The sequence below is a fragment of the Comamonas sp. 4034 genome (genome assembly GCF_050434545.1).
GTDB classification, from domain to species: Bacteria; Pseudomonadota; Gammaproteobacteria; order Burkholderiales; family Burkholderiaceae_C; genus Comamonas; species Comamonas odontotermitis.
This window is the reverse complement of record NZ_JBNDIT010000008.1, coordinates 180,056-201,914: the sequence shown is the minus strand read 5'-3', so window position 1 is coordinate 201,914 and position 21,859 is coordinate 180,056. Positions and strand designations below refer to the sequence as shown.

The 21,859-nt window shown below is 57.2% G+C and carries 27 protein-coding genes; 2 read left to right on the top strand and 25 right to left on the bottom strand.

The features are described from left to right. Window positions 1-29: 29 nt before the first annotated feature. The 5 genes from ABIE32_RS11205 to ABIE32_RS11185 form a co-directional block, all read right to left on the bottom strand. The gene (locus ABIE32_RS11205; RefSeq protein ID WP_429016122.1) at window positions 30-1,175 is read right to left on the bottom strand and encodes an MBL fold metallo-hydrolase; all 1,146 of its coding nucleotides are present in this window, start codon (window positions 1,173-1,175) and stop codon (window positions 30-32) included. A gap of 92 nt (window positions 1,176-1,267) precedes the next feature. After that, complete coding sequence (locus ABIE32_RS11200) at window positions 1,268-2,281, bottom strand: Bug family tripartite tricarboxylate transporter substrate binding protein (protein WP_429016120.1); 1,014 nt, start codon at window positions 2,279-2,281, stop codon at window positions 1,268-1,270. A gap of 43 nt (window positions 2,282-2,324) precedes the next feature. Beyond that, the gene (locus ABIE32_RS11195) at window positions 2,325-3,512 is read right to left on the bottom strand and encodes a M20 aminoacylase family protein (RefSeq protein WP_224151737.1); all 1,188 of its coding nucleotides are present in this window, start codon (window positions 3,510-3,512) and stop codon (window positions 2,325-2,327) included. Window positions 3,513-3,719: 207 nt separating this feature from the next. After that, window positions 3,720-4,181, bottom strand: a complete 462-nt coding sequence (locus ABIE32_RS11190) for a RidA family protein (RefSeq protein ID WP_224151738.1) — start codon at window positions 4,179-4,181, stop codon at window positions 3,720-3,722. A gap of 176 nt (window positions 4,182-4,357) precedes the next feature. Further along, the gene (locus ABIE32_RS11185) at window positions 4,358-4,819 is read right to left on the bottom strand and encodes a RidA family protein (protein WP_224151739.1); all 462 of its coding nucleotides are present in this window, start codon (window positions 4,817-4,819) and stop codon (window positions 4,358-4,360) included. Between the two features lie 181 nt (window positions 4,820-5,000). Here ABIE32_RS11185 and ABIE32_RS11180 point away from each other — a divergent pair, with 181 nt between their 5' ends. Continuing rightward, the gene (locus ABIE32_RS11180) at window positions 5,001-7,397 is read left to right on the top strand and encodes a DNA internalization-related competence protein ComEC/Rec2 (protein WP_429016118.1); all 2,397 of its coding nucleotides are present in this window, start codon (window positions 5,001-5,003) and stop codon (window positions 7,395-7,397) included. Window positions 7,398-8,022: 625 nt separating this feature from the next. On the opposite strand, the gene ABIE32_RS11175 is transcribed toward ABIE32_RS11180, so the two are convergent. The 17 genes from ABIE32_RS11175 to ABIE32_RS11095 form a co-directional block, all read right to left on the bottom strand. Next, a complete protein-coding gene (locus tag ABIE32_RS11175) occupies window positions 8,023-8,490 on the bottom strand; it encodes a hypothetical protein (protein ID WP_429016116.1) in 468 nt (155 codons plus the stop codon). Continuing rightward, window positions 8,477-8,728: a hypothetical protein gene (locus tag ABIE32_RS11170; protein WP_429016115.1), complete on the bottom strand. Its 252-nt coding sequence runs from the start codon at window positions 8,726-8,728 to the stop codon at window positions 8,477-8,479. The genes ABIE32_RS11175 and ABIE32_RS11170 overlap by 14 nt, the downstream gene beginning before the upstream one ends. A 194-nt stretch (window positions 8,729-8,922) precedes the next feature. Next, window positions 8,923-9,609 carry a hypothetical protein gene (locus tag ABIE32_RS11165; RefSeq protein ID WP_429016113.1) on the bottom strand — a complete coding sequence of 229 codons (687 nt, stop codon included), beginning with the start codon at window positions 9,607-9,609 and terminating at the stop codon, window positions 8,923-8,925. A gap of 801 nt (window positions 9,610-10,410) precedes the next feature. After that, window positions 10,411-10,878 carry a single-stranded DNA-binding protein gene (ssb, locus tag ABIE32_RS11160; protein WP_429016111.1) on the bottom strand — a complete coding sequence of 156 codons (468 nt, stop codon included), beginning with the start codon at window positions 10,876-10,878 and terminating at the stop codon, window positions 10,411-10,413. Between the two features lie 45 nt (window positions 10,879-10,923). Continuing rightward, window positions 10,924-11,424: a siphovirus Gp157 family protein gene (locus tag ABIE32_RS11155; protein ID WP_429016109.1), complete on the bottom strand. Its 501-nt coding sequence runs from the start codon at window positions 11,422-11,424 to the stop codon at window positions 10,924-10,926. Then, on the bottom strand, window positions 11,421-12,284 hold the full coding sequence (locus ABIE32_RS11150; protein ID WP_429016106.1) for an ATP-binding protein: 864 nt from the start codon (window positions 12,282-12,284) through the stop codon (window positions 11,421-11,423). The genes ABIE32_RS11155 and ABIE32_RS11150 overlap by 4 nt, the downstream gene beginning before the upstream one ends. Window positions 12,285-12,622: 338 nt before the next feature. Next, window positions 12,623-12,778, bottom strand: coding sequence for a hypothetical protein (locus ABIE32_RS11145; RefSeq protein ID WP_429016103.1), 156 nt, complete (start codon window positions 12,776-12,778; stop codon window positions 12,623-12,625). Beyond that, window positions 12,775-13,194 (bottom strand): hypothetical protein, encoded by a 420-nt coding sequence (locus tag ABIE32_RS11140; protein WP_429016101.1) that lies wholly within the window; start codon window positions 13,192-13,194, stop codon window positions 12,775-12,777. The genes ABIE32_RS11145 and ABIE32_RS11140 overlap by 4 nt, the downstream gene beginning before the upstream one ends. Continuing rightward, entirely contained in the window at window positions 13,191-13,322 is a 132-nt protein-coding gene (locus ABIE32_RS11135; protein WP_267906736.1) for a hypothetical protein, read from the bottom strand. The genes ABIE32_RS11140 and ABIE32_RS11135 overlap by 4 nt, the downstream gene beginning before the upstream one ends. Beyond that, window positions 13,319-13,612, bottom strand: coding sequence for a hypothetical protein (locus tag ABIE32_RS11130; RefSeq protein ID WP_429016099.1), 294 nt, complete (start codon window positions 13,610-13,612; stop codon window positions 13,319-13,321). The genes ABIE32_RS11135 and ABIE32_RS11130 overlap by 4 nt, the downstream gene beginning before the upstream one ends. 311 nt (window positions 13,613-13,923) lie before the next feature. Beyond that, window positions 13,924-14,229 carry a hypothetical protein gene (locus ABIE32_RS11125; protein WP_429016096.1) on the bottom strand — a complete coding sequence of 102 codons (306 nt, stop codon included), beginning with the start codon at window positions 14,227-14,229 and terminating at the stop codon, window positions 13,924-13,926. Beyond that, window positions 14,226-14,474: a hypothetical protein gene (locus ABIE32_RS11120; protein ID WP_429016093.1), complete on the bottom strand. Its 249-nt coding sequence runs from the start codon at window positions 14,472-14,474 to the stop codon at window positions 14,226-14,228. The genes ABIE32_RS11125 and ABIE32_RS11120 overlap by 4 nt, the downstream gene beginning before the upstream one ends. Before the next feature lie 572 nt (window positions 14,475-15,046). Then, window positions 15,047-15,304 carry a hypothetical protein gene (locus ABIE32_RS11115; RefSeq protein ID WP_429016091.1) on the bottom strand — a complete coding sequence of 86 codons (258 nt, stop codon included), beginning with the start codon at window positions 15,302-15,304 and terminating at the stop codon, window positions 15,047-15,049. Window positions 15,305-15,365: 61 nt separating this feature from the next. Next, window positions 15,366-15,905 carry a hypothetical protein gene (locus tag ABIE32_RS11110; RefSeq protein WP_429016088.1) on the bottom strand — a complete coding sequence of 180 codons (540 nt, stop codon included), beginning with the start codon at window positions 15,903-15,905 and terminating at the stop codon, window positions 15,366-15,368. An 87-nt stretch (window positions 15,906-15,992) separates the two neighbouring features. Beyond that, window positions 15,993-16,283: a hypothetical protein gene (locus ABIE32_RS11105; protein ID WP_429016085.1), complete on the bottom strand. Its 291-nt coding sequence runs from the start codon at window positions 16,281-16,283 to the stop codon at window positions 15,993-15,995. Window positions 16,284-16,711: 428 nt separating this feature from the next. Beyond that, window positions 16,712-16,981 carry a hypothetical protein gene (locus ABIE32_RS11100; RefSeq protein ID WP_429016083.1) on the bottom strand — a complete coding sequence of 90 codons (270 nt, stop codon included), beginning with the start codon at window positions 16,979-16,981 and terminating at the stop codon, window positions 16,712-16,714. Window positions 16,982-16,984: 3 nt separating this feature from the next. Beyond that, entirely contained in the window at window positions 16,985-17,275 is a 291-nt protein-coding gene (locus ABIE32_RS11095) for a hypothetical protein (protein ID WP_429016081.1), read from the bottom strand. A gap of 569 nt (window positions 17,276-17,844) precedes the next feature. Between ABIE32_RS11095 and ABIE32_RS11090 the strand changes: the two genes are divergently transcribed. After that, entirely contained in the window at window positions 17,845-19,071 is a 1,227-nt protein-coding gene (locus tag ABIE32_RS11090; RefSeq protein ID WP_429016078.1) for an AAA family ATPase, read from the top strand. Between the two features lie 716 nt (window positions 19,072-19,787). On the opposite strand, the gene ABIE32_RS11085 is transcribed toward ABIE32_RS11090, so the two are convergent. The 3 genes from ABIE32_RS11085 to ABIE32_RS11075 all read right to left on the bottom strand — a co-directional run bounded on the left by ABIE32_RS11085 (window position 19,788) and on the right by ABIE32_RS11075 (window position 21,832). Then, on the bottom strand, window positions 19,788-20,039 hold the full coding sequence (locus ABIE32_RS11085; RefSeq protein ID WP_429016077.1) for a hypothetical protein: 252 nt from the start codon (window positions 20,037-20,039) through the stop codon (window positions 19,788-19,790). A 100-nt stretch (window positions 20,040-20,139) separates the two neighbouring features. Further along, window positions 20,140-21,090, bottom strand: coding sequence for a hypothetical protein (locus ABIE32_RS11080; RefSeq protein ID WP_429016074.1), 951 nt, complete (start codon window positions 21,088-21,090; stop codon window positions 20,140-20,142). A 13-nt stretch (window positions 21,091-21,103) separates the two neighbouring features. Then, window positions 21,104-21,832, bottom strand: coding sequence for a S24 family peptidase (locus tag ABIE32_RS11075; protein ID WP_429016072.1), 729 nt, complete (start codon window positions 21,830-21,832; stop codon window positions 21,104-21,106). Window positions 21,833-21,859 lie beyond the last annotated feature (27 nt).

Genomic DNA, 21,859 nt, shown 5'->3' with positions numbered 1-21,859 from the left:
GCGATTAGCGCCATTGCGGTCATCAGTGCTTAACGTAGGTTTTTCCACCACAGCGCATTGATGCGTGGCAGGCCAACGGTCAGCACCTCGCCGATCTCCGGGGTTGCCAGCGCGATGCTGCGCTGCTCGGTCAGCGCCTCCAGGCGGTCCAGAGGATCGCGCCAACCGTGCATGGCGAGCGAAAAGGTGCTGTTGTGCACGCTGTAGAGCACCTGGCCACGTACATCGGTAAACGCTTGCACGGTTTCCTCTGGCGTCATGTGTACCGAGGGCCAGTAGGCATCGTAGGCACCGTTTTCCATCAAGGCCACATCCATGGGGCCGAGCTTTTCGCCAATGGTCTTGAAACCGGGGAAGTAGCCTGAATCGCCGGTATAGAAAATGCGCTGGCCTCCCGCCTGCAGCACCCACGATGCCCAGAGCGTGCTGTTGCGGTCATTGAGCGTGCGGCCTGAGAAATGCTGCGACGGCGTGGCGGTGAGGGTAACGCCGGCATGCGCATCGGCCTGCCACCAGTCGAGTTCGGTGATGCGGTCCGCTTCCACCCCCATGGCACGCAGGCGGGCACCGACTGCCAGTGGCACGAAATAGCGCTCCACCTTGCCAAGTAGAAACTTGATCGTGGGCTCGTCCAGATGGTCATAGTGGTCGTGCGAGAGCACGAGGCCTGCAATTGGCGGCAACTCCTGCAGCGGCAGCGGCGTGGGGTGAAAGCGCTTGGGACCGATGAAGCTGAAAGGCGATACGCGCTCGCCAAACACCGGATCAATCAGCCAGTAGCGCCCCTGCAGCTTGAGCAGGTGCGAGGAGTGGCCCAGCCGGATGATGTGGTTGGCGTCGTCTGGCAGCGCCTGCAACTGCGCCTGCGTCACCGGCCGCACGGGAATCGGGTCTTGCGGCACGGTGCCGGTTTTGTCGCCAAACAGAAAACGCGACCAGATCTGCAACCCGCCTGCGTGAGGCTTGATGTCGGGATTGGGGCCATTGCGAAAGCGCTGGTCCTGCGCTGAATATTGTTGCGAAGCCTGGTAGCGGCGCTGGCTTTCTTCGTCGGGAGTCGATGCGCATGCGGCAATGGAGCAGGCCGTAGCGACCAGCCAGCCGCTGCGCAGGCGTTTGAATCCGCTGCGTGGGCTTGCCGTGGCGGGGGATGGCGAGGGGGAGGGTGTGCTCATGGAACAGGTGTCGAGTTCTCCGAACCATGATAGCGGCCTGAAAAAAAGCCGCAGGCGTGCGGCTATTGGCTCCAATCCTCCATGCACAGAGGCTATGCCAGTGCCTTGCGCCCTACGGCCTGGATCAACTGGTTCAGCCGCGCATATTGCTGCTGAAACACCTCATCCGCCTGGGATTGCGAGTTGATCGGCTGGCGCACATTGCGGCCTTCGGATTCGAGCTTGCTGCGAATGGCAGGCGTTGCCAGCGCGGCAGAGACTGCATTGCGCAGGACGGTGACGCGCTCTGGCGGCGTGCCTTTGCGCACAAAGTAGCCGCCGCCGATCGTATGCTCGAAATCGGGTGTGTACCGGCTTGCAGAGATGAGCGGCAGGTGTTTGATGGGCTCGGGCAGCGCCTTGGAGAAGCTTGTGAGAATGCGCAGGCGGCCCTGCTGCTGCATGCCATCGAAGCTGGTCTGGTACGGCAGGATGGCGAAATCCACCTGGCCGCCAGCCACATCCTGCAGCGCAGGTGCTGCGCCCTTGTAGGGCACGTGCAGAAACGGCAGCTTCAGCTGCGCTGCCAGGGCATCGCCCATCAGGTTGTACATGGAGTCGATGCCCACCGTTGCATAGGTGAGCGGTTTGTCCTGGCGCTTCTTGGCAAAGTCGATGAAATCGTCATAGGTGCGGGCGGGCAGGTCGTTTTTCACCAGCAGCACGATGACTGCATCGGTGGTGGGGCAAGCGAAGCTGAAATCCTGCGGTTTGTAGCGCGCAGCCGGGTTCAGCATGGGGGCCAGAAAGACTTCATTGGCCGAGCCGTGGAAGAAGGTGTATCCGTCACTGGGGGCGGACAGCACCTTGCCAGCGCCCAGCAGGCCGGTGCCTCCGCCGATGTTCTCGACGACGACCTGCTGCTGCAGCGTCTTGCCCATGGATTCCGCAAAGATCCGCGCTGCCACGTCGCTGGCGCCGCCTGCGGGATAGGGAACGACCAGACTCAACGGTTTGCTGGGGAATGCATCACTGGCCCACGCAAGCGGCGAGATGGCCGACAGACCGGCAAGGCCCGCCGTGGCGCTCAGACTCTGGATGAAGTGGCGGCGATGGATGTGCTGCATGAAAGCTCCGGAAAGATGTGCAGATGCGCGGGGCCGACAGGGGCTAGCGCAGATAGCTCTGGACGAGGTGCGACCAGAAGGCGGCGCCAATGGCCAGGGCCTTGTCGTTGAAGTCGTACAGCGGGTTGTGCACCATGCAGCCCCCATCTTCTCCGACGCCATTGCCCAGGCGAATGTAGGCGCCGGGGCGCTTCTGGAGCATGTAGGCAAAATCCTCGCTGCCCATGGTGGGCGTGCGCTGGCTCACGTTGTCGGCGCCCAGCAGGCGGATGGCGGCCTCGCGGGCGTACTCCGTCTGCGCGGGATGGTTCACCAGCACGGGGTATTTGTGCAGGTAGTCGATCTCGCAGGTCAACTGGTAGCTCTGGGCCTGGCCTTCAACAAACTGGCGGATGCGCTTTTCGACCAGCGTGCGCACCGCAGGATCGAGCGTACGCACGCCGATTTTCAGCAACGCAGATTCGGGAACGATGTTGTAGACCTCGCCCGCCTGGATGGAGCCGACGGTGATCACTGCCGCGTGCAGCGCATCGATTTCGCGGGTGACGATCGATTGCAGGCCCAGCACGATGCTGGCTGCGCACTGCATCGGGTCGATGCCATGGTGTGGCATGGCGCCGTGGGCGCTGCGGCCATGCAACCGGATGGTGACGCGGTCGAACGAGGCCATGGCGGGGCCGGGGCTGATCGCCATCTTGCCAACGGGTAGGCCGGGGGCGTTGTGCAGGGCGTAGATTTCGTCGCAGGGAAAGAGGTCGAACAGGCCTTCATCCACCATGCGCAGTGCGCCGCCTTCATTTTCTTCCGCAGGTTGGAAGATCAGGTTCAGCGTGCCGTTGAAATCCACCGATTGGGCCAGATGCCTCGCAGCGCACAGCAAGATGGCGGTGTGGCCATCATGTCCGCAGGCATGCATCTTGCCAGGCAAGGTACTGGCGTAATCGAGGCCCGTGCGCTCCTGGATGGGGAGCGCATCCATGTCGGCGCGAATGCCGATGGCCTTGCTGCCATTGCCCTTGGTCAACTGCCCCACGACACCAGTGGAGCCCAGGCCGCGATGCACCCGGTAGCCCAGGCCTTCGAGGGTGCTGGCGACCAGGTCGCTGGTTCGCTGCTCTTCAAAAGCCAGTTCTGGGTGGGCGTGGATCGATCTGCGGATCGAGACGAATTGCGGTGCAATTGCTTCCACGGAAGACAGGAGACCGGCGCTGGCAGGGAAATCTTGAGACATGGCTTGTGCGATGGCAGGCGGAGAGGGTGTCTTGCATTGTGGAGCGGAGTGCCGGGACGCTTTGTCACTCAATGGACAAAAGGAGTGTCCTGAGCGGCCTGGGCAGCAGATGCAAAACGCTGAGAGCAAGAACGCAAAAACGCGCCCGAGGGCGCGTTTGAGTCTGAAATGTGAAGTCTGGGATTCAGGCTTTGCGGCGAAGCGTGCTCATTCCACTTCGGCAATCAACTCGATCTCGACGCAGGCACCACGGGGAACCTGTGCCACGCCAAATGCGCTGCGGGCATGGGCGCCCTTTTCTGGGCCGAACACCTGGGCGATCAACTCGCTGGCGCCGTTGGTGACGAGGTGCTGCTCGGTGAAGTCTTCCGTGCTGTTGACCAGGCTCATCAGCTTGACGATGCGCTTGACGCGGTTGAGGTCTCCGCCCACGGCTGCTTGCAGGGTACCCATCAGGTCAATGGCAACTGAGCGCGCAGCCAGCTTGCCTTCGGCGGTGTCGATGTTCTTGCCGAGCTTGCCTGCCCAGGGTTGCCCGTTCTTGCTGGCCGTGTGGCCACTGATGAAGACCAGGTTGCCGGTCTGCGCAAAAGGGGAATAGGCTGCAGCAGGCGTGCGCACGGGCGGCAGCTCGATGTTCAGGGCTTTGAGTTGGTCGTAAACGCTCATGGTTGGTGTCCTGGGTATGGTCAAGAAAAGGAATGCCTGCAAACCAGTTCTGCTATCAAATTTGCATGCTTACCGCACATCGTACCAGTCCCATCGACCATTTTTCTATGCAAAAAGGCAGCGGCGCCATGCCCAAAAGACATTGGCGCCGCTGGCACAGGCCTGGCGCCCGGGTATCAGGCCAGCTCGGCGATCAGCTCGATTTCCACGCAGGCGCCGAAGGGGATCTGTGCCACGCCGAAGGCACTGCGGGCATGGGCGCCTTTTTCAGCACCGAACACTTCGGCCATCAATTCGCTGGCACCGTTGGTGACGAGGTGCTGCTCCGTGAAATCGCTGGTGCTGTTGACCAGACTCATCAGCTTGACGATGCGTTTGACGCGGTTGAGATCACCGCCCGCTGCGTGCTGCAAAGTGCCCAGCAGATCGATGGCCACGGCGCGCGCGGCAAGCTTGCCTTCTTCGGTGGTGATGTTGCGACCAAACTGCGCCACCCAGGGCTTGCCATCCTTGCGCGCGATATGGCCGCTCAGGAAGACCATGTTGCCGGTCTGCACATAGGGCACATAGGCAGCAGCAGGAATGGCCAGCGGCGGCAGGCTGATGTTCAAGGCTTGGAGTTGGTCGTAAACGCTCATGGAGTCCTCGGTGGTTGGTGGGGGCAGCAGCGCTGCGCCGATTGCAGAAAGCGCCAAGTGTGGCACAAATGCATACTGCTTCCCAGCGCAGGCGATGACCTTCGTCATGAATGTCTACCGTTTGTCTGTTCAGGGGGCCGACCCTTGGAAGCACAGCGGCGGTGATGCCTAGCATGGCACCATGCCAAGCGCCTTGTCACCGTCACCACGCTCTTCTGTGCAAAACGCAACGGGGTGGCAGCCTCTGGCATGGCTTTGGGGCGTTGTGCTGGGCGCCACATTGCAGCTGCAGCAATCGGAGCTGTACCCGCAAGCGGTGTATGGATGGGCGATGGGCTTGGGCACATTGGCAAGCGCCTGGTGCATATGGCGTGCAGGAGCATGCAGAAAACACGGTGGATGGCGCCGGCGTGCCGATCGTCTGGGCGCAATGCTGGCGGCTTGCGCGCTGGCCTGGGGGCAGGCGGGTTGGCAGGCCACGCAGCAGATGGCGCTGCGGCTGGATCCCGCGCTGGAAGGGGTAGATTTGCTGCTGCAAGGCACCATTGCCGCCATGCCGCAGCAAACGGCGCTGGGGCAGCGCTTTCGTCTGCAGGTTGACACGGCGGAGTCAGGCGGGCGACCGGTTGCAGTGCCGCCGTTGGTCGATCTCGCATGGTACGCACAGCCCGTTGCCAATGCCACGCGTAGTGGTGCACCTGCTGGCTCTGTAACGATTCCCACGCTGGCGGCGGGGCAGCGCTGGCGCTTGCCGGTACGGCTCAAGGCGCCGCACGGCAGCGCCAACCCGCATGGGTTTGACTATGAACTGTGGATGTGGGAGCAGGGCGTGCACGCTACGGGCTATGTGCGCTTGCCAGTGGGCGCTCGGGCCGGTGGCAGCCTGCAGTCCGGCCCGCAATTGCTGGAGGTTGGCAACACACATTCGGTGGAGCGCCTGCGGCAGCATGTGCGCGATGCCATGGTGCACCGGCTGGCGCCGGTTGCCGATGGCAGACGTGCAGGTGGCGATGGGGGCGAGCAGGAGGCTGAGACACGGCGGGCCCGTATTGCTGGCGTGTTGGTGGCTTTGGTTACCGGTGAACAGCGCGCCATCGACCGGGAGGACTGGCGTGTCTTTCGCATTACGGGCGTGGCGCATCTGATGGCGATTTCGGGCCTGCACATCACCGTGTTTGCCTGGGCTGCCAGCATGGTGGTGAGCTGGTGCTGGCGCCGCAGCAACCGCCTGTGCCTGTGGCTGCCTGCGCCACAGGTGGCCCTGGCTGCCGGGGTGCTGAGTGCTTTTGCCTATGCTGTGTTCAGCGGCTGGGGAGTACCTGCGCAGCGAACTGTGCTGATGCTGGCGGTGATCGCCATGCAAAGGCTGAGTGGCAAGCCATGGCCCTGGTATGCGACATGGCTGATGGCCTGCGGCGCAGTGGTGGTCTTCCAACCCATGGCATTGCTGCAGGCGGGGTTCTGGCTCAGTTTTCTGGCTGTGGGCATCTTGTTTGCTTCGGATATTGGAGCGGGCGGTTCCCGTGAATCCTCTGCTGGACGGCTACAGGGAGCCAAGCGCCGCTTGCTGGCCCTGTTGCGCGAACAGTGGATCGTGACGGTGGCTATCACGCCACTGTCCCTGTTGCTGTTTGGCCAGGTGTCGGTGGTTGGCCTGCTGGCGAATGTGCTGGCCATACCTTGGGTGACCTGGGTGGCGACGCCTATGGCATTGCTAGGCGTGGCACTGCCTCCGTTGTGGGATATGGCTGCCTGGGCCATGCAGATACTGATGGTGTGGCTGGAATGGCTGGCGCGCTGGCCGCACGCCGCGCTGTGGCTGCCTGCCGCGCCATGGTGGGCAGCGGTGGCAGCCATGGCGGGCGGCATCTGGCTCGTGTTGCCGCTGCCATGGCAGTTGCGCATGCTGGGCCTGCCATGCCTGCTGCCCGCACTCTGGTGGCAGCCGCTGCGGCCTGCCGAGGGACAGTTCAGCCTGCTGGCGCTGGATGTGGGGCAGGGCCAGGCCGTGCTGGTGCAGACGGCTCGCCACAGTCTGTTGTACGACACGGGGCCGGTCTACGGCCCGGGCAGCAATGCAGGGGACCGCGTGGTGGTGCCCGTAATGCGTGCGCTGGGGGCGCAAGGGCGTGAATCGGGCGTGTTGGACATGCTGGTGCTCAGCCATGGTGACAGTGACCATACCGGCGGCAGCGCCGCTGTGGCAGAGCAACTGCGACCTGCGCAGGCCATGGGCTCTCTGACCTTGCAGGAGCGCAGCCAAGCAGGTTTGCAGGCGCTGCCCTGGCGTGACTGTGCTGCGGGTCATTCCTGGAGTTGGGATGGGGTGCAGTTTGAAGTCCTGCATCCTGATGGCCCCTTGCCAGTGGAAGAGCGCATGGGGCGCCAACGTTCAGGCAATTCGCGCAGCTGCGTATTGCGCATTCAGGCGCAGCCCTACCAGGGCCATGCGGCAGCGGCTCTATTGCTGGGTGATCTGGAAAAGCAGCAGGAGCAGCTACTGGTGCAGCGCGGTACTGTGCTGCGTGCAGACCTGATGCTGGTTCCACACCATGGCAGCAATACCATTGGTTTATAGGGATCTTGAAGGTTTGTGCGGGATTTGTGCGGGTTTTCTGAATAAATATGCCCGGACTTCACTTCTCAGCCACAGTCTTTTCCTTGGAGTGCTGGTGGGTGCGGGAGGTGGGAATCCAGGGAGTTTTACCAGAACATCGCGAGCATGCCGGTCTCCGCAATGGTGAAGTTTGGCGATGTCGGAAAGAGTTAGTAGATCGTTCATATCCATTCCTCCAAAAAAGAACCCCGCATCAAGAGCGGGGCTCGGGTTCGTCTTGTTCGCGGTAGGGTGCACGTTTGTCACCCCATTTGCGTGCTCGTTTGGTGGTCATAATTCACTCGTAAGTGATTGAACTAATTTGGATGTCGGAATTGCGATATCCTCTTCCTCAAGCTGCGCCAGTGCAGATCCTCGTCCTGCAGGATGTTGCAAACCGGGTATCGAGATAGCAGGTAGTACAACTCGGCACCAGTAATGGCCTCCCCGGTGCACACCCACTCCCAAGTGACCTTAAGGGGTAGCTTCCCCGGAAGAATGCTCCCGAACGATGTTGCGCGCAGCAAGTCGGTCTGCACTGGCGAGAGTTGAATCCCCCAGGCGTCGGACTTGTGGACCATCTGACGCCTGACATAGTGGACTCGCATCATGTGCCCCCTTCCTGCTTTGGGGTGGCGGGGAGGGGCTGCCAGTGCGTGGGATCTATGTAGGCATAGTTCCAAGACTCGTCTCGAAGATCCCAGCAACCATCAGCAATGCCTCCGCTTGTGCAGAGCAATAGGATTGTGGTGCCGTCCTTTGGCGCCGTCTCGATTGGTTGCCAGCGTTCCGAATGGTGTTCGTCAATCTGCGCAAGCAGCACGTCGATGTACTCTTGCGGGTTGCAATGTCTGCATCCATCGCCAACCATTCGCTGACTGAAAGTGCAGACACACTTGTCTCTTCCCTTGTGGGCCATGGCTGCTTGCCAAGTGAGCCAGCGCTCTTGAATATCTTCATGCTCGTAGCCGCCATGCGTGTTTCGAGTGATCCATCCTTTGCCGCGTACATAGATACCGTTCTCGGTGAGAACGTGCTTCTCAAACGCCTCACGGCTTGGGTCAGGGGTTGTCATTGGTGGCTCCCAGGGGCTTCACTGTCGGGTCGTAGGTCTTGCAGTATTCGATGATGCTTCTCATCAAGTAGAAAACGGTTGCTGCCTCGGAGAAGTCGTCGTTTTCATTAAATTGACCATAGTGCTGGGTGACAAGCTCCCGCGCTTTCATCAATGGCGGCATTTGCGCGGTTCCAACCAGGGTTCGCTCTCCGTTCGATTTCTGACCAAACACTTGAACCATGTTTTCATCTGTCATTGGTGGCTCCAAGATTCATTGAAGGTTGATCGGGGATCACAATGTCTGTTCGCCCACAGGCTGGGCAGACATGGCGATACCCCTTGCCCTCAGGGATGTACAAGCCGCTTGGCGCGTTGTGCTCGGGATGGCGACAGAATGGTCGCTTCAACATCCAGCCTGGAAGCTCGCGGTCGAGGTCGAGGTCGAAGAAGTTACCGGGCATTGGTGGCTCCTTGTGCGAGATCCATGATCCATTCTTGGATCACAGCGTCTTTTTGCTCTTGGCTCAGCGGCTCCCGCTCAGGTGGGGGAGGGGCGGCGTGATAGGCCAGTTCCGCGCACTCGCGCTGATCGGGGTCCCAATGCCAGTCCTTGCAATCCAGAGCGCTGCGCAGCCACAGCAACGCGTCATGCATCGCGGTATGGTCTTGACCTGACACAGCTGCGGGCGCCTGTGCTGCCACTGCCTGGGCGTCCGCTCGAACATATGCAATGCCGTGGCCGGTTGCATTGTTAGGGCTCCACGTCACTTCGCCTAGTTCTGCGAAGTTGGCATGCTCTGCGTCTTCCACGCCCAGATCCAGCCAGATGCGCTCAGGCGCGGTGCGGGCTGCAAGGGGTGGCGTACTGCAGTCAGGGCAAGGTTCTGCTGTGAGAATGTTGCCAACGGCCCCTTCGTCATTGCAGGTGGTGCAATGGACTACAGCCACTGCCTTGGCCGCGTAGTTGGCTCCGGCCCTGAATGCATTGGCAAAGGCGCCTCCAACATCAGGTGCGATCGCATGCTCGTCGCAATCCTGCAGGTACTCTGAGAGTGCAGCGGCTCCTGCGCTGGGAAAGTCGAGTGCCGCCCCCTCGGCAGTCTTGTGGGGAGCGGAGGATGGGGTAGGTTCAGACATGGTGGGCCTCCAGAAATGAGATAGCTCGCCTCGATTGCTCAGGGCGGGCTGTGAATAGGTGCCCACTGGGGGCGGTAGACTAGCGGGCTATGCCAACGCTTTTTGACTCCATGGTCAGTGCCATTCGCGCGCACTGGGCCCAACATGAGAATGCCTACCCCCAATGCATCGAACTTGATCCTGTATCAATGAAGGAATTCGTTGAGACGCGCGAAGTGGTTCGAAAGGGGTTGTCTTTCAAAGCGTTACCAGAGGGCCAGCAGGAGCTACTTGGAGTCAAGCTCGTAGTCGGAGAGAGCAATGCGCTGGTTGCTAAGGATGGGACGCGGGTTCCATTGGTTAGCTAGGCGACATGTCGCGCGATGGCGTGGGCCTCTTTGTGGTGCTTATCGCATAGCCACACCACGTCAAGTGGTCTGCTGTAGTCAGGGTGGTGGCCTTCCGGCTTGCCGCAACAGTCAGGCACGGCGCAGACAGGCCACGGAATGACGCGGCGATCTCGCACAGCGTTATCAAGCATTGTGTTTGCTCGGCGGCGCTCTGGGTGTTTCTCTGCCCAGCGCTTGGCTGCTGCTTTGTGGCTCTCCGCATATGCAGCGGTCGTGCGATAGGCTTCCCTGGCCGCTACTCGATGAGGCATGGAGGCCCGCGCCTTATCAAATGCGCGGTAGTGGTCAATATTGGCTAGCCGATTGGCCCGGACAGCCGCCTTTGTGCACTCTTTGCATTTGCTCTTTTGGCCTTTGTAGAAGCCATCCGTGGGTTTTTCGGTGAGGCAGGTTTTGCAAAGCATAGCCACTCCTAGAAGGGGATCGAATCTTCCATGTCGTCGAAGCCTGACGGTGCGCGTGGCACTGGGGCTGGCCGTGGTGCTGGAGTAGCAGAGCTGCGTTGCTGACCAGCATCCCGCGATTCATTCTCAACAGACTTTGGAACTCCGCCCAACATTTGCAAAGAGTCGGCGCGAATCTCGGTGGCGTAGCGTTCCTGCCCAGATGCTTGGTCGGTCCACTTTCGAGTGCGTAACGACCCGGAGATGTAAACCTGAGAGCCCTTTCGTAGGTACTGGCCTGCAATTTCTGCAAGCCTTCCATTGAATACAACGCGGTGCCACTCGGTCGATTCCTTGCTCTCTCCGGTGCTCTTATCACGCCAACGGTCGGTAGTGGCAATGGTGACGTTGGCGACCTGATCGCCTGACGGGAAAGTACGGATCTCTGGGTCGCGGCCCAAGTTGCCGACGATGATGACGGTATTGACGGATGCCATATAGGCCTTTCATAAATACCCGCCGCCCGACGCGGCAGGTGTTGGTTAACTGATTCGCAGGCTATCGCCCTGGGTCAAACGTGCGCCTTGAATGTCGGCGCCTGCCTTGATTGCTTCTTTCAGCTTTGCTTTATCAATCTGCTTGGGAGGTGTGTGCCAAAACTCGTCTGGAACTAGCGCTTCCTCGAATACGTCCAGCTTGTCCGGATTCTTCTGGATTCGCATCTCGAATAGGGGGCAGGCGATCTTTTGAATGCCAAGCTCCTTCATCGATGTCTTGACCCGATCCCGGAGTGCATCGGCGCGCGTAGTCAAACGTTTCTCCATAGCCTGGAGCCGTTTGACTTCCGCCTGTATAGCGGGAACATGCGCCTCTAGATTGCGTGCCACCATCTCATAGCCCTGCACCTTTTCTTCCAGTGCCATCTGTACATCACTACCTTCGATGGTGTCAGCGATGGTCTGGGCATCCAAGTCCATGTCGGCTAGCTGGCTCGCCAGTTCCAGCCACTGGCCTTTGAGTTGGTAAAGAGTTACTGCTGTCATGTCGCCTCCTGTACAGGTTCAATCTCTCGTTTGCGTGTATTGGTGGCCTTATTGATAGCCGGATGGTGATCAGGCGATAGCATCTGAATGGCGGCTTCATAGTTCGCCTTGAGTACCGCCATCGAGCTAGAACGTGCGATGTTCTCAAGGATGGAGCGCACATCCGGCTGCTGCTCTCCGCTATCAAGCCAGTCAAGCAAGATTCGCCCGGTTTCCTCGGTAACCGGGTGCGGATCCTTGTCGGCGAAAATGCCTGTTCGGTCTTTGCTGGCCGTGGCGAAGTGCCCGTCATGCACCAAGTCCAGAGCCACGGTGAATTCGTACTCCAAACCCTCACGCTGCTCAGCCTTCATCCCGAGCTTGGCGACTTTCTTGCGCCCGTTTTCCTCCACTTGGGCTGTTTCTGTTTTAGCCCGGGTCGTAGCGATGATGTGCATGGGGCTTTGCAGGATCGCGTCCAGCAGTGCGCGGTGGCGTGGTGTCACATCGTTCCAAGCACTCCACGAATTGCCTCGGTACTTAGATTTGGCAATGTCATCTACCAACTCCAAACACCCGCCCACGCCGGACCATTCGTGCGACAGGCTGTCAATAATCAGCGTGTCATAGCCGGCTTGCTCTGCTGCCTTGATCGCTTCAATATATCGCTCTGGCGTATACGGCGCGGTCAAATTGAGGGCATCAAACTCCAGCAGATTGCTGTAGAGTGAAGCGCTGTCGCGCTCTGTGTCAATGACTGCGATTCTTCCCCCCAGCCCCTTTGCGAGCAGTAGGGCGCTATATGTTTTTCCGGAACCGCTAGGCCCAGACAGTGCCAGCCGTAGCTTGGCTTTCTTGCGTGTTGCCTTAGTGAATTGCATGATGCTTCCTTGGTTAAAACGGCAGTGCTGCGCGCTCCTCAGTGGACAGTTGGTCAACGCCGCTGGAGAAGGTGATGGTTTCGAGCAGGGGTCGTCGTACAGGCTGGTGACGGACATACAACCCGGCGAGGTGCTTTAGCGCGGGGCTGCTCTTTGCCACCCCTTGGCCGATTACCAGGCGCAGCGCTTCTATGCGGCCAGGCAATTGCTTGGTTCTTGGGTCTTTGCGCATAGGTGCTTTCAGCTAGCCACGGCGCCCAGACACAGGGCCAGCAGCAAAAGAAAAACCGCCAGGAGCGGCGGTTTGGGGATTTGGTAGAGGTTGCTGACTGAAAACGTCATTTCTTCTCCTGCAGCGCGATCAGGCGCCGGTACTTGTCGAATGTCTTGCGGATGTCGGTTGCTATCGCAGGGGTGTAGCGGTTGGCCTTCTGCCCAGGCAGTGGGCAAAGAGGGCGGCTGGGCATGGTGAGCATTGGGGTGGAAATCGTCATAGCTGCTCCAGCGATCTGTCGCCCTGGGCCTTACCTGTACCATTGCAGCGGTGGCAGGTGCGGTACTTTGTGCCCTCTGCAGCGCTCCAGCCACACCAAGCCTGTCCGGTGCCGCCGCATTCACCACAGTGCCCGGTGTCAGTTTCGTATTTCGCGCGTGCCGCGTCCATCTCCGCGCCGGTCACCACGACTTTCCCGTGTGGCAGCTGACGGCCATCGATTCCGCGCCATGTAGTTTCGCCCTTGTTCTTGCCCGAGGTCTTAAGGCGTGTTTGGCCAAACCCCACGACAAAATCATTGCCGTCGCCTATGCGCTCCCATCGGAATATCTGCCAGTCTTTGGCTTTCTCTCCGAGTTTTTCGCGAGCAACGATCTGCATGAAGTCGGGGGCTTTGCGTTCGGTGGTGGTGGTCATAGCTGCTTGACCCTCACTTTCATTGGTTGGCCGTCGTCTTGGGAGAGAACGAAGCTCCAGGCCTGCCAGTCGTCGGCGAACAGGCCTTCGTGCTTGGTGTCGTTGATCGAGATGGAGTAGCGCTTCATTTGGCCTCCCGGGCTTTGAGCATTGCATTCGCCCAAGCGTAAGCTTCTGCTGCGACCTGATCATGTGTTGCATTGACAAGCGCCCATCCACTAATTCCGTTCGCTTGGATTGGGCCACCGGCGTTTGCAAGCATCCCCTGCAGTGCTTTGCTGGCAAAGTAGTCGCGCATGGTCATGCCGCCTTGTGCCAGTGCTGGCTCGTACTCTTCGCCGCCAAATGGGTCAACTCGCACGCACCGCAGTTCGACAACCTGGCCGAAAGCTGGGCCGCCTGTGTTGATCACTTCCATCTCACACCTCCTTGTGTTTGGCGAGAGCGGCGCGGGATTCTTTCATGCACCTCCCATCTGGATAACCGCCTTCATCAGCGCGTTGAGTCATCCATGTAAGCGCACTCCGCAACTCCCTATACCCCTCCAGTAGCTCCCAAGGGCTCAGGCCGCACTCGTGGTGAGTGTTGAGTGCGTCCAGCAGCAGCCTCTGGTTTGCCAATGCTGCTGGCGAGTTAGTCAGCGATACTCCATGTATTGGCACACGCTCTCGCGGCGCGCTTACAACGTTGTCGTACTCGTCCATGTAGTACGCGGGTGCGTTAGGCTTCTCACTCGTCATCTTCAATCCCCTCGATCAGTTTTTCAGCCTCCGAGTACCATCGCGCCCTAACAATGGCGGCATAGTGGTTGGCGAATTTCATTGCAAGCCCGATAGCCTGCGGCGTGTGCTGCTCGACCATGAAGGCGCACAGCAGCTCGTTTGCGGTGTCTAACTCTTTGCCGCTGATCGCCTCAAGCCCCCATTCCACACTCTGAGGTGTTAGCTCAAAGTCTGGGTGAGTCTCGATAAGAGTTAGCGGGGTCGAGTAGTCAGGAGTGCATGGCAGATAGCGCTGAATGCTGTGATTGCTCATGGCGTCACCTCCTGCAGATATCCAAAGCCATCCATCACGCAATAGCGATTGCCTGAGTGCCAATGCCGCCCATCGGAGTCGGTGTGCTGCTCGGTCAAGACCCAATATGGCGCGCAGTTGCCGATATGGTGTCTGGTCATCTCCGCGCGGCTCTCATATCCATCGCTCCACCAGCTGGCGTAGTTGCCACAGCGGAAGCCGTCATCAAGGTGATGGCGAACGAGTGTGATCGGGGGATTCAACATGCGCGCGCTCCAAATAAAAAAGCCACCCGGAGGTGGCGAATCCAGCGTGGTAGCGCTGGAGTGTGTTTCGTGAATAGATAGCCAAAGCCAGATTTCTTTGCAGATCATTGGCTTGCGTGAAATCTGAATAGATTGGTGAATAGATTTGCCTGGGTTGGCAACATCTATGAATAGGGCGGGCTACTCGCTGCACCGTGCGCTCCCCCGGTAGCACCCAGAGGCGGCATTCGCTTTTGCCCGTAATTGAAGATGGTGGCCGGTGCTGATCTCCGGCATTCCTCGCGTCATCGTTAGCTTCGGATGCAAGACGGAGTTGAACCGTCCTCGTCGTTGCGATCGCAAGCACCTTAGGCCCACCCGCAGCGCATCAGCCTGCGCATTCACCATCATTTGGGCAACCTGCCGAACAGGGTAAGTGGCCTGCTGTCTCGATGACCGAGTTGCTTTCGACACAACAAAGTCAACGTCTATCGTTACTGCTGCAGCAGTACAGATTGCTCAAATGATGCCCCTCTTTCGAGGATATGAGTACCCAAAGCATCAAGTCATCTTAAATGATGCTTTTGGGTCGCTTATGTGTCGGCCTTGGGGTTGAACTCTCGGGCTCGGTGTTCTATTGGATCAATCGCGCCCAGGGCCTTGGCGATCATTTCAGCCATGCTCCGAGTGGAGGAGTTGTCTGTATGGCCATAGCAGTAGTACACAGTGGCCAACTGGGCCGGTTTATGCCCTTCGTGTTGCCGCATCACATGCCTACTACCGCAGAAGTCGCTCTCGATCCAGATCTTGGTAGGCAGGATCTTTACGACTCGGGCTGTTTGGACTTCCATCATCATCCTTCCGCGCCTGTGCGCATAAATTGAACACGCCCTGAGTAGGGCGCTTGGGGGGTTAGTAGGGCTTGGTGACTTTGCCTTGGTCCTGAAGGCTTTTGACGCGGAACAGGTCATTCAGCATGTTGTCCATGACGCTGGCCAGCTGGCCACGGAGACCATCCTTCAGATGCCCTGCAATGTTGGTCGCGTGTTTCTTCATTTCTTCCGAGAAGTTCTCGGCGCAGATTTGCGTCATCAAGTATTCGGCCCGCGTTGTGCTGTTGTAGCTGTCGCTCGGCTTGCCAGTGCGCGAGTCCACCTTCGTTGTCCAGTAGCCACCGATCAGCTTATCCAGCTGTGCGCGGATCGTTGTCTTTTCGCCTTCTGGCTGACCCCAGTTGTTGACGCGCTGGTATTCAACATCGAAGCCCTTCTGCACAGCCGCATCCACTGCGGTAGAAATCTGTGCTTCAGCGCGGTCAACAAAGATCTTCTCGATCCGGCGCTGCACTTCTTTGTTCACCATAGCGCTCAGGTCTTCGTCGTGCCTCAGCAGTTCATCTGCAGCCTTCTCAACAATCGCGCTCTTCAGGTCTTCCTCATTGATGTTCAGCATGCTCACTCCTTGTAAAAAGCAAAAGGCGACTCCGCTGAATCGCCTTTTGATTTCCCTCTGATGTCGCCCAGAGGGGAGCGCCGGGGGTTAGATACCGCGCCGCAGAAGTCCAGCCGGGTTCGTTCGGGCGATGAACTTAAGTTCCGCTTCAAGCTGCTTGCGGGTTAGCTTGTGCTTGGTCATTAACTCCTTAGCGCGCTCGTCAGATAGCTCGGCGATCAACGCCAATGCCTTGGTCTTCTTAGCGTCGAATTCGGCCTTCCGCGCGTCGAGTTCGTTGCGCTTCACCATTGCCTGCTCACGCTTGTAGCGGTCAATCTGGTTGTCGATGTTCCCGCGCTTGGATAGCGGAACATTCAGTACTCCGTGATCTAGCATTGCTACTCCTTAGAAAAACGAAACGCTCCCGATGGAGCGCTTTGGTTTTCTAGCTTCATGTCCCGGCCCAAAGCTACTGCTTGCCTCCACCCCCGGCCTGGTAAGAGACGCAGACCTCGGCGGCTGCTCAGCTACGGGATTCCTTCGCTGCTCTCGTCATTGGCTTGATCGCGTTCTGCAACTAGCTGCGCTCCACTGGAGCTAGACCTTCCTCTTGCATCGAGTCGGTTCAGGGGCCGGATCGCTACCCCTTCGGTCGTTTCGCGGTTGTTGCTGCGATGGGTGTACTTTAGCAATGCTAAATTAATAAGTCAACAGCTTTGCTAAATTTTTTTGGTTAACACTGGAAGAGTTCCTCATGACCGCAAGAAGCACACCCATGAAAAAACCCACCGCAGAGGGTGGGCGTTGTGGAGTCCGGCGGGGCTTTAAGCTGCAGTAGCTCGCTTCCCATACACCTTCTCACAGTACTCAAGCCAGTCATCGATCTGGTCCATCTTCAGTACTGGCATGAGTCGAGAGCTACGAGCATTGACGACAGCACCCAGCAGAATGGCGTTCTTTTGATGCTCAGGCGGCAAGAGGTCGTAAACCTTTGATAGCCATGTCGCGTAGGCAAGGCCTACATCTCGAATTTTTGGCAACTCAAGATCGGGAGCCCTCATCTGGGCAAATATTTCTTCCTTGGTCGTCGCCATGGCTCACCCCACCTTCACCTCAAAGTAAGCCTCCTCAACTGCGATGTCTCGAAAGCCCGCCTGGCGCGCCTTGTCGTAGGCGTTCTTCCAGGTGGCGGCAACCTTCTCTTCTGCCTTGGAGATGGTTCCGCCCTCTGATGCATCGCTGAACAGCTTGAATGCGCGTTTCAGGGCCTCGTCGTTGGGAAAAGACTTGCGCAGCTCGCGCTCGAATCGCGCCTCTGCCTGGCGCTGGTGTTGTGACTCAATGCTCGATGGGCAGTCTTGCAGTTGCACGCTGATGATGGCTTCCATGACACACTCCTTTACTGGTTGGATATACAGTGAAAAGTGTGCCAAAGCACTGTTGATTTGTACAGTTTTTTTTGCGTCAGGCAACAAAAATCCGCCCGGAGGCTGTTGTGCGGTGCTGATGCAGAGTGTCTAGGCTTCACGCTCTTCTAGCCAATGCGATCCTGCCCCATACACCTCATTGCCAACCTCTACGATAGTCTCGAGTGTGTGACGGTTTTCTGCATTGTCTGGATGCCACAGGCCAGCAAAGATGGGGCGTCCCGCCAGGTCAAATCTTCCGTCGATTCGCCATGCAGCACGGATCTCTGCCATGCGCTTGGTGGCAGTGACTGGAGCAAGCTGTTCTGTGGCGTTCATGACAGGGGATGGTAAGACCACGGCCAAAAAAATGCCACCTCGAGGGTGGCAAAGCGCACTAGAAAAGCCGACCTTTAGGGAGCAAGGATGCCGCGCAACAGCGCGGCAACACTCTGTTGGCCAAAATATAGTTTAGTTGACTAGAACATAATTTAGTTGGCGGAAAATTGAAATAGTGCGACAATGATGCATCGAAACACCACGGAGGAAGCATGAGCGGAGTTGACATAGAGACAATTAAGCGCATGGATGAGCTGTCCAGAGTCTTCAGCCCTAGCGCCCCCATTGATCACCAGTCATTGTTCGCTGGCCGAATTCTTCAGCTACAGGACGTATTGAATGCTGTCAACCAAAAGGGTCAGCACGTTCTTCTTTATGGAGAGAGAGGGGTGGGCAAAACGTCTCTCGCGCGTGTTATTACGGGACTTTTGGCTGGTCAAGGGTCAGGCTTGATAACGGCATCAATTAATTGCGACAACACCATGGACTTTTCCGGTCTCTGGAAGAAGGTTTGCCGCGAGATCTCTGTTACGCAAGGGGCAAAGCTATCAATTGGTTTTAATGCCACTAGCACGCATCAAACAATATCTCTAGATCAATATCTACCGGAAGACGTTACTCCTGATGATGTAAGACATCTATTCTCCAAGATTGGAAAGTCGGTAATTGTTATTGACGAGCTTGACAGACTTGTGGATAGCCACGCCGCAGCGCTCTTGGCTGACACCATCAAAACGCTCTCTGACCACGCAGTGGATGTGACTATCATCCTCGTTGGTGTTGCAGATTCTGTAGATGCACTTATCGAGGAGCATCGCTCGATAGAACGCGCGCTTGTTCAGATTTTGATGCCTAGAATGTCGCCTCCAGAGCTGGAGAAAATCATTGACAATGGCCTGAACCAATGTCAAATGACAATCACTGATGAAGCGAAGTCAAGGATTGTTGCACTTTCGCAAGGGCTGCCACATTACACTCACCTCTTGGCGCTATACGCTTCCCAACGTGCAGCAGTAACCAATCGGTTGGAGGTTATTGCTACAGATGTGCGTACTGCAATCGACTCTGCCCTCTCAAAAGCACAGCAAAGCATTATAGGCACATACCACAAGGCGATCACTAGCCCGCGAGAGAACATGTACCAGCAGGTCTTGCTTTCATGCGCTCTTGCTCACGTTGACATGCTGGGGTTTTTTGCAGCCGTTGATGTACGCGCCCCGCTTTGCAGCATTATGGGTAAGCACTATGAGATACCTGCTTTCGCTCAACACCTCAACGCCTTTTGCGAAGAGATAAAGGGCCCGGTACTGCAAAGGACTGGCACAAGCCGTCGATATAGATACCGGTTTGAGAATCCATTAATGCAGCCCTATGTTGTCATGGATGGCATACGAAAGCAACTGATCAGTGAGGACCTAAAGCCGATGCCACTCCGCTAATCTTCTTTATCAGATTAGCGGTCACACTCAATGGGCTACCTTGCATGTCTTTTTCTATGGGTGTGCATGGGAATGGCCTAGAGAAGCACAGTTGATATGGATTCTTATGAATTCGCAAAGCTGTAACAGGAGGGTGTTCTCACTGAGGTAGGTCGTCATTGACGGCGGGTCAATTGTGAACACCCTCAAAACCACCCCAGCCTCAGCGCGCAGAACAGCCCCACCCAGAGCAGCACAAAGGCAACAAACACTGCCTTGATGTAGCCGGGCCAGCTCAAGAACACTTTCCAGATATTTTTGTTCTTCCAGGCCATGAGCGGTGAGGGCGTTTTTGGGGCTTGCAGCCAGTTTTTGAAGGCTGTAACATTGTGGCCGAGTCCTTGAGTGCAAATCAACGATTCACCTGAGAGCCCTTGCGATACTCCAGCCGCAGGGGCTTTCTTGCTTTAAGGGACTACGGTGCCCTCCAGCCGTACCAACCTCTGAGCCAATGTCTCAGCGTCATAGAGCATGGCCTCTCGTAGAGTCGTCCCCACACTCACAGGCCCGTAGTACACATTGAACGCCTTTGATGCTGGTTGGTAGTGCCTGGCAGCCTCTCCAATCACATCAGCAATGGTGGACTGCCACACCTCCCCAAGCAGCTCCCGACCATCCAAGATCCTGCCGTGGTACTCGCCTTGGTCTATCTTCTCTATGCGGAGGGTGGGGAGCATTTACTGAGTGCGCTGGTTAGCTTCGTCTCGGCGATTGATGGCATCGAGGGAGTACCGAATGGACTCGCTGTCCTTCATCTGCTTTGAAAGCTGCAGTACCCGAAAGATCACATATGGCACAACAGCAAAAGCTACTGCCATAGCAGCAGCCGCCGCCTCTTGTGGAGCACTCTTCGCACCCATGAACCCCAAAACAAGAGTGATGCCGCCAACCAAAGCTCCGATGATCGAAACAATTCCCATGAAATACATGTTGTCTCCTTAAGCCGTTGTGCAACGGCTTGCTGTAACAAAAAACAACATTCTATCGGTTCAATCCTTACGGTAGCTTACAGCTGTTGGAGGAGGGCAATTAAAAGTCTTTAGTGTTGGCTTTAAGCCGCTTCTCGAGATCTTCCTTCCGTTGAGCATCTGCGACTCTTCCTGATATTTCCACTTTCCCCTCATCTACCACAGACGAACGGTAAGTCAGGACCAATTTCTCGCCCTCAACAATCCACGTCTTCTCTGCATTGGGAATGCTGTTGCCCATCTTGTTCATGAATGGTGTAGAGTCAATCTTGACCGGCTTCCCATACTTTTGTGTAAGGGTCGCGTCGAGCACGGCCATTTGGTCAGTGCTGATAGTCAATGAAACTGATGAAAGTTTCCCCTCGGAGAAGGTCGCATACCCGTATTTGGGTGTTGCCCCGCCATAAGAAGTGCCTAGCGCGCACTCTGCAGATGAGGCTCTAGGGGCAGAAGAGAAGCTGCTTTCGCAAGACGACTGGAGAAACGAACAAGCGGACTCGCGACAGGCATAGAGCGGTATCTTAAATTTAAAGCGCGCTATTGAGTCGCCAATTCTCACATTCTTATATGAAAGGCGAGGGTCATTCTCTGGCGGGTCAGGCTCAATATATGCTTCATTTCCCGGCCTCGCGAGCGTCTTTGGATTCTTTTCTAATTCCGCTTTGTATTCACTGAGATTCAGTGTCCTTGCTCCAGTGAAAACTCGCTCTACCTGAAGCGAATCTCTCCCAACTGAGCAAACGATTTTTTGACCCCTGGATATCATGGCTATGTTTACTGCATACTGTCCAGAGAGATTTTGGATGCCATCATTATGAGTGTCCCAAGCATCGGGGAACTCATTTTTGCATGCCTGCACATAAAGTGGAAACTTAGCTTCAGCAGCATTCCTTGTCGCCTCCACTTCAGCCTCAATCCTCTTTTGCTCAGCAATTGAGATGCCGCCATTGTAGTTAGCAGCACATCCCAATAGAGCGGTGATAGCAGCCAAAACTATTGCAACCTTCTTCATATCCCCTCGCAAATCAAAGTTTCCTGCCATTCCAGACCCAAACCACGCGCCCAAGAACATTTATTTCATGGTCTCCATTGAGCTCTTGCACAAGAGTTACGTTCTTATTGTCGCTGGAGACCATTCGGCTGCCATCAAATCTCTCGGTGACACGCTTGATGAACAGGCGTTTGCTTGTTGCGAGAACGTAAACCCCATCTGCGACAGAAGGATCTCGGCGGCCTGTGTCTACCAAGAGGATGTCTCCATCTTCAAAAGTTGGCGACATTGAGTCGCCATATGCATGGATGAATCGAAGCGCGTCGAACGCTGTTGGTCGAATGCGTTTGTCCAGCCACTCAGGTGAGACAGTGATAGCGCCAATTAGTACATCGTCATGTTCAACATCTGCTCCCGGACCCATGCTCGCAGCATTGGCCAATAGGGGGATCTGGACTCCAGGCGCGCCAGGCTCTGGGATGGGCGCAAGTGAAGTGATGCTTACCGCTCCACTAGTGGCAGTGGAAGCCGCTTTCACTTCTATGGCAAGACGTGGGCTGATTTCCTCAAGCTTTACATCAAATCCATTTGCATAAGCAGTTGCCGCAGCCAAGTTCATTGGCCGATGACCGCTCAAGTGCTGCGACAGCATAGATGCTCCACCCGGCACCTTGAAGTCGCGAGCAAAAGCGGCCTTTTTCACCCCCGCAAAGCGTTGGCGAAGGTGTTCGGCCTCTTCTTCAACTGTCCAAATTTTTAGCATAAAGCAATGCTATAGAAATAAATATTT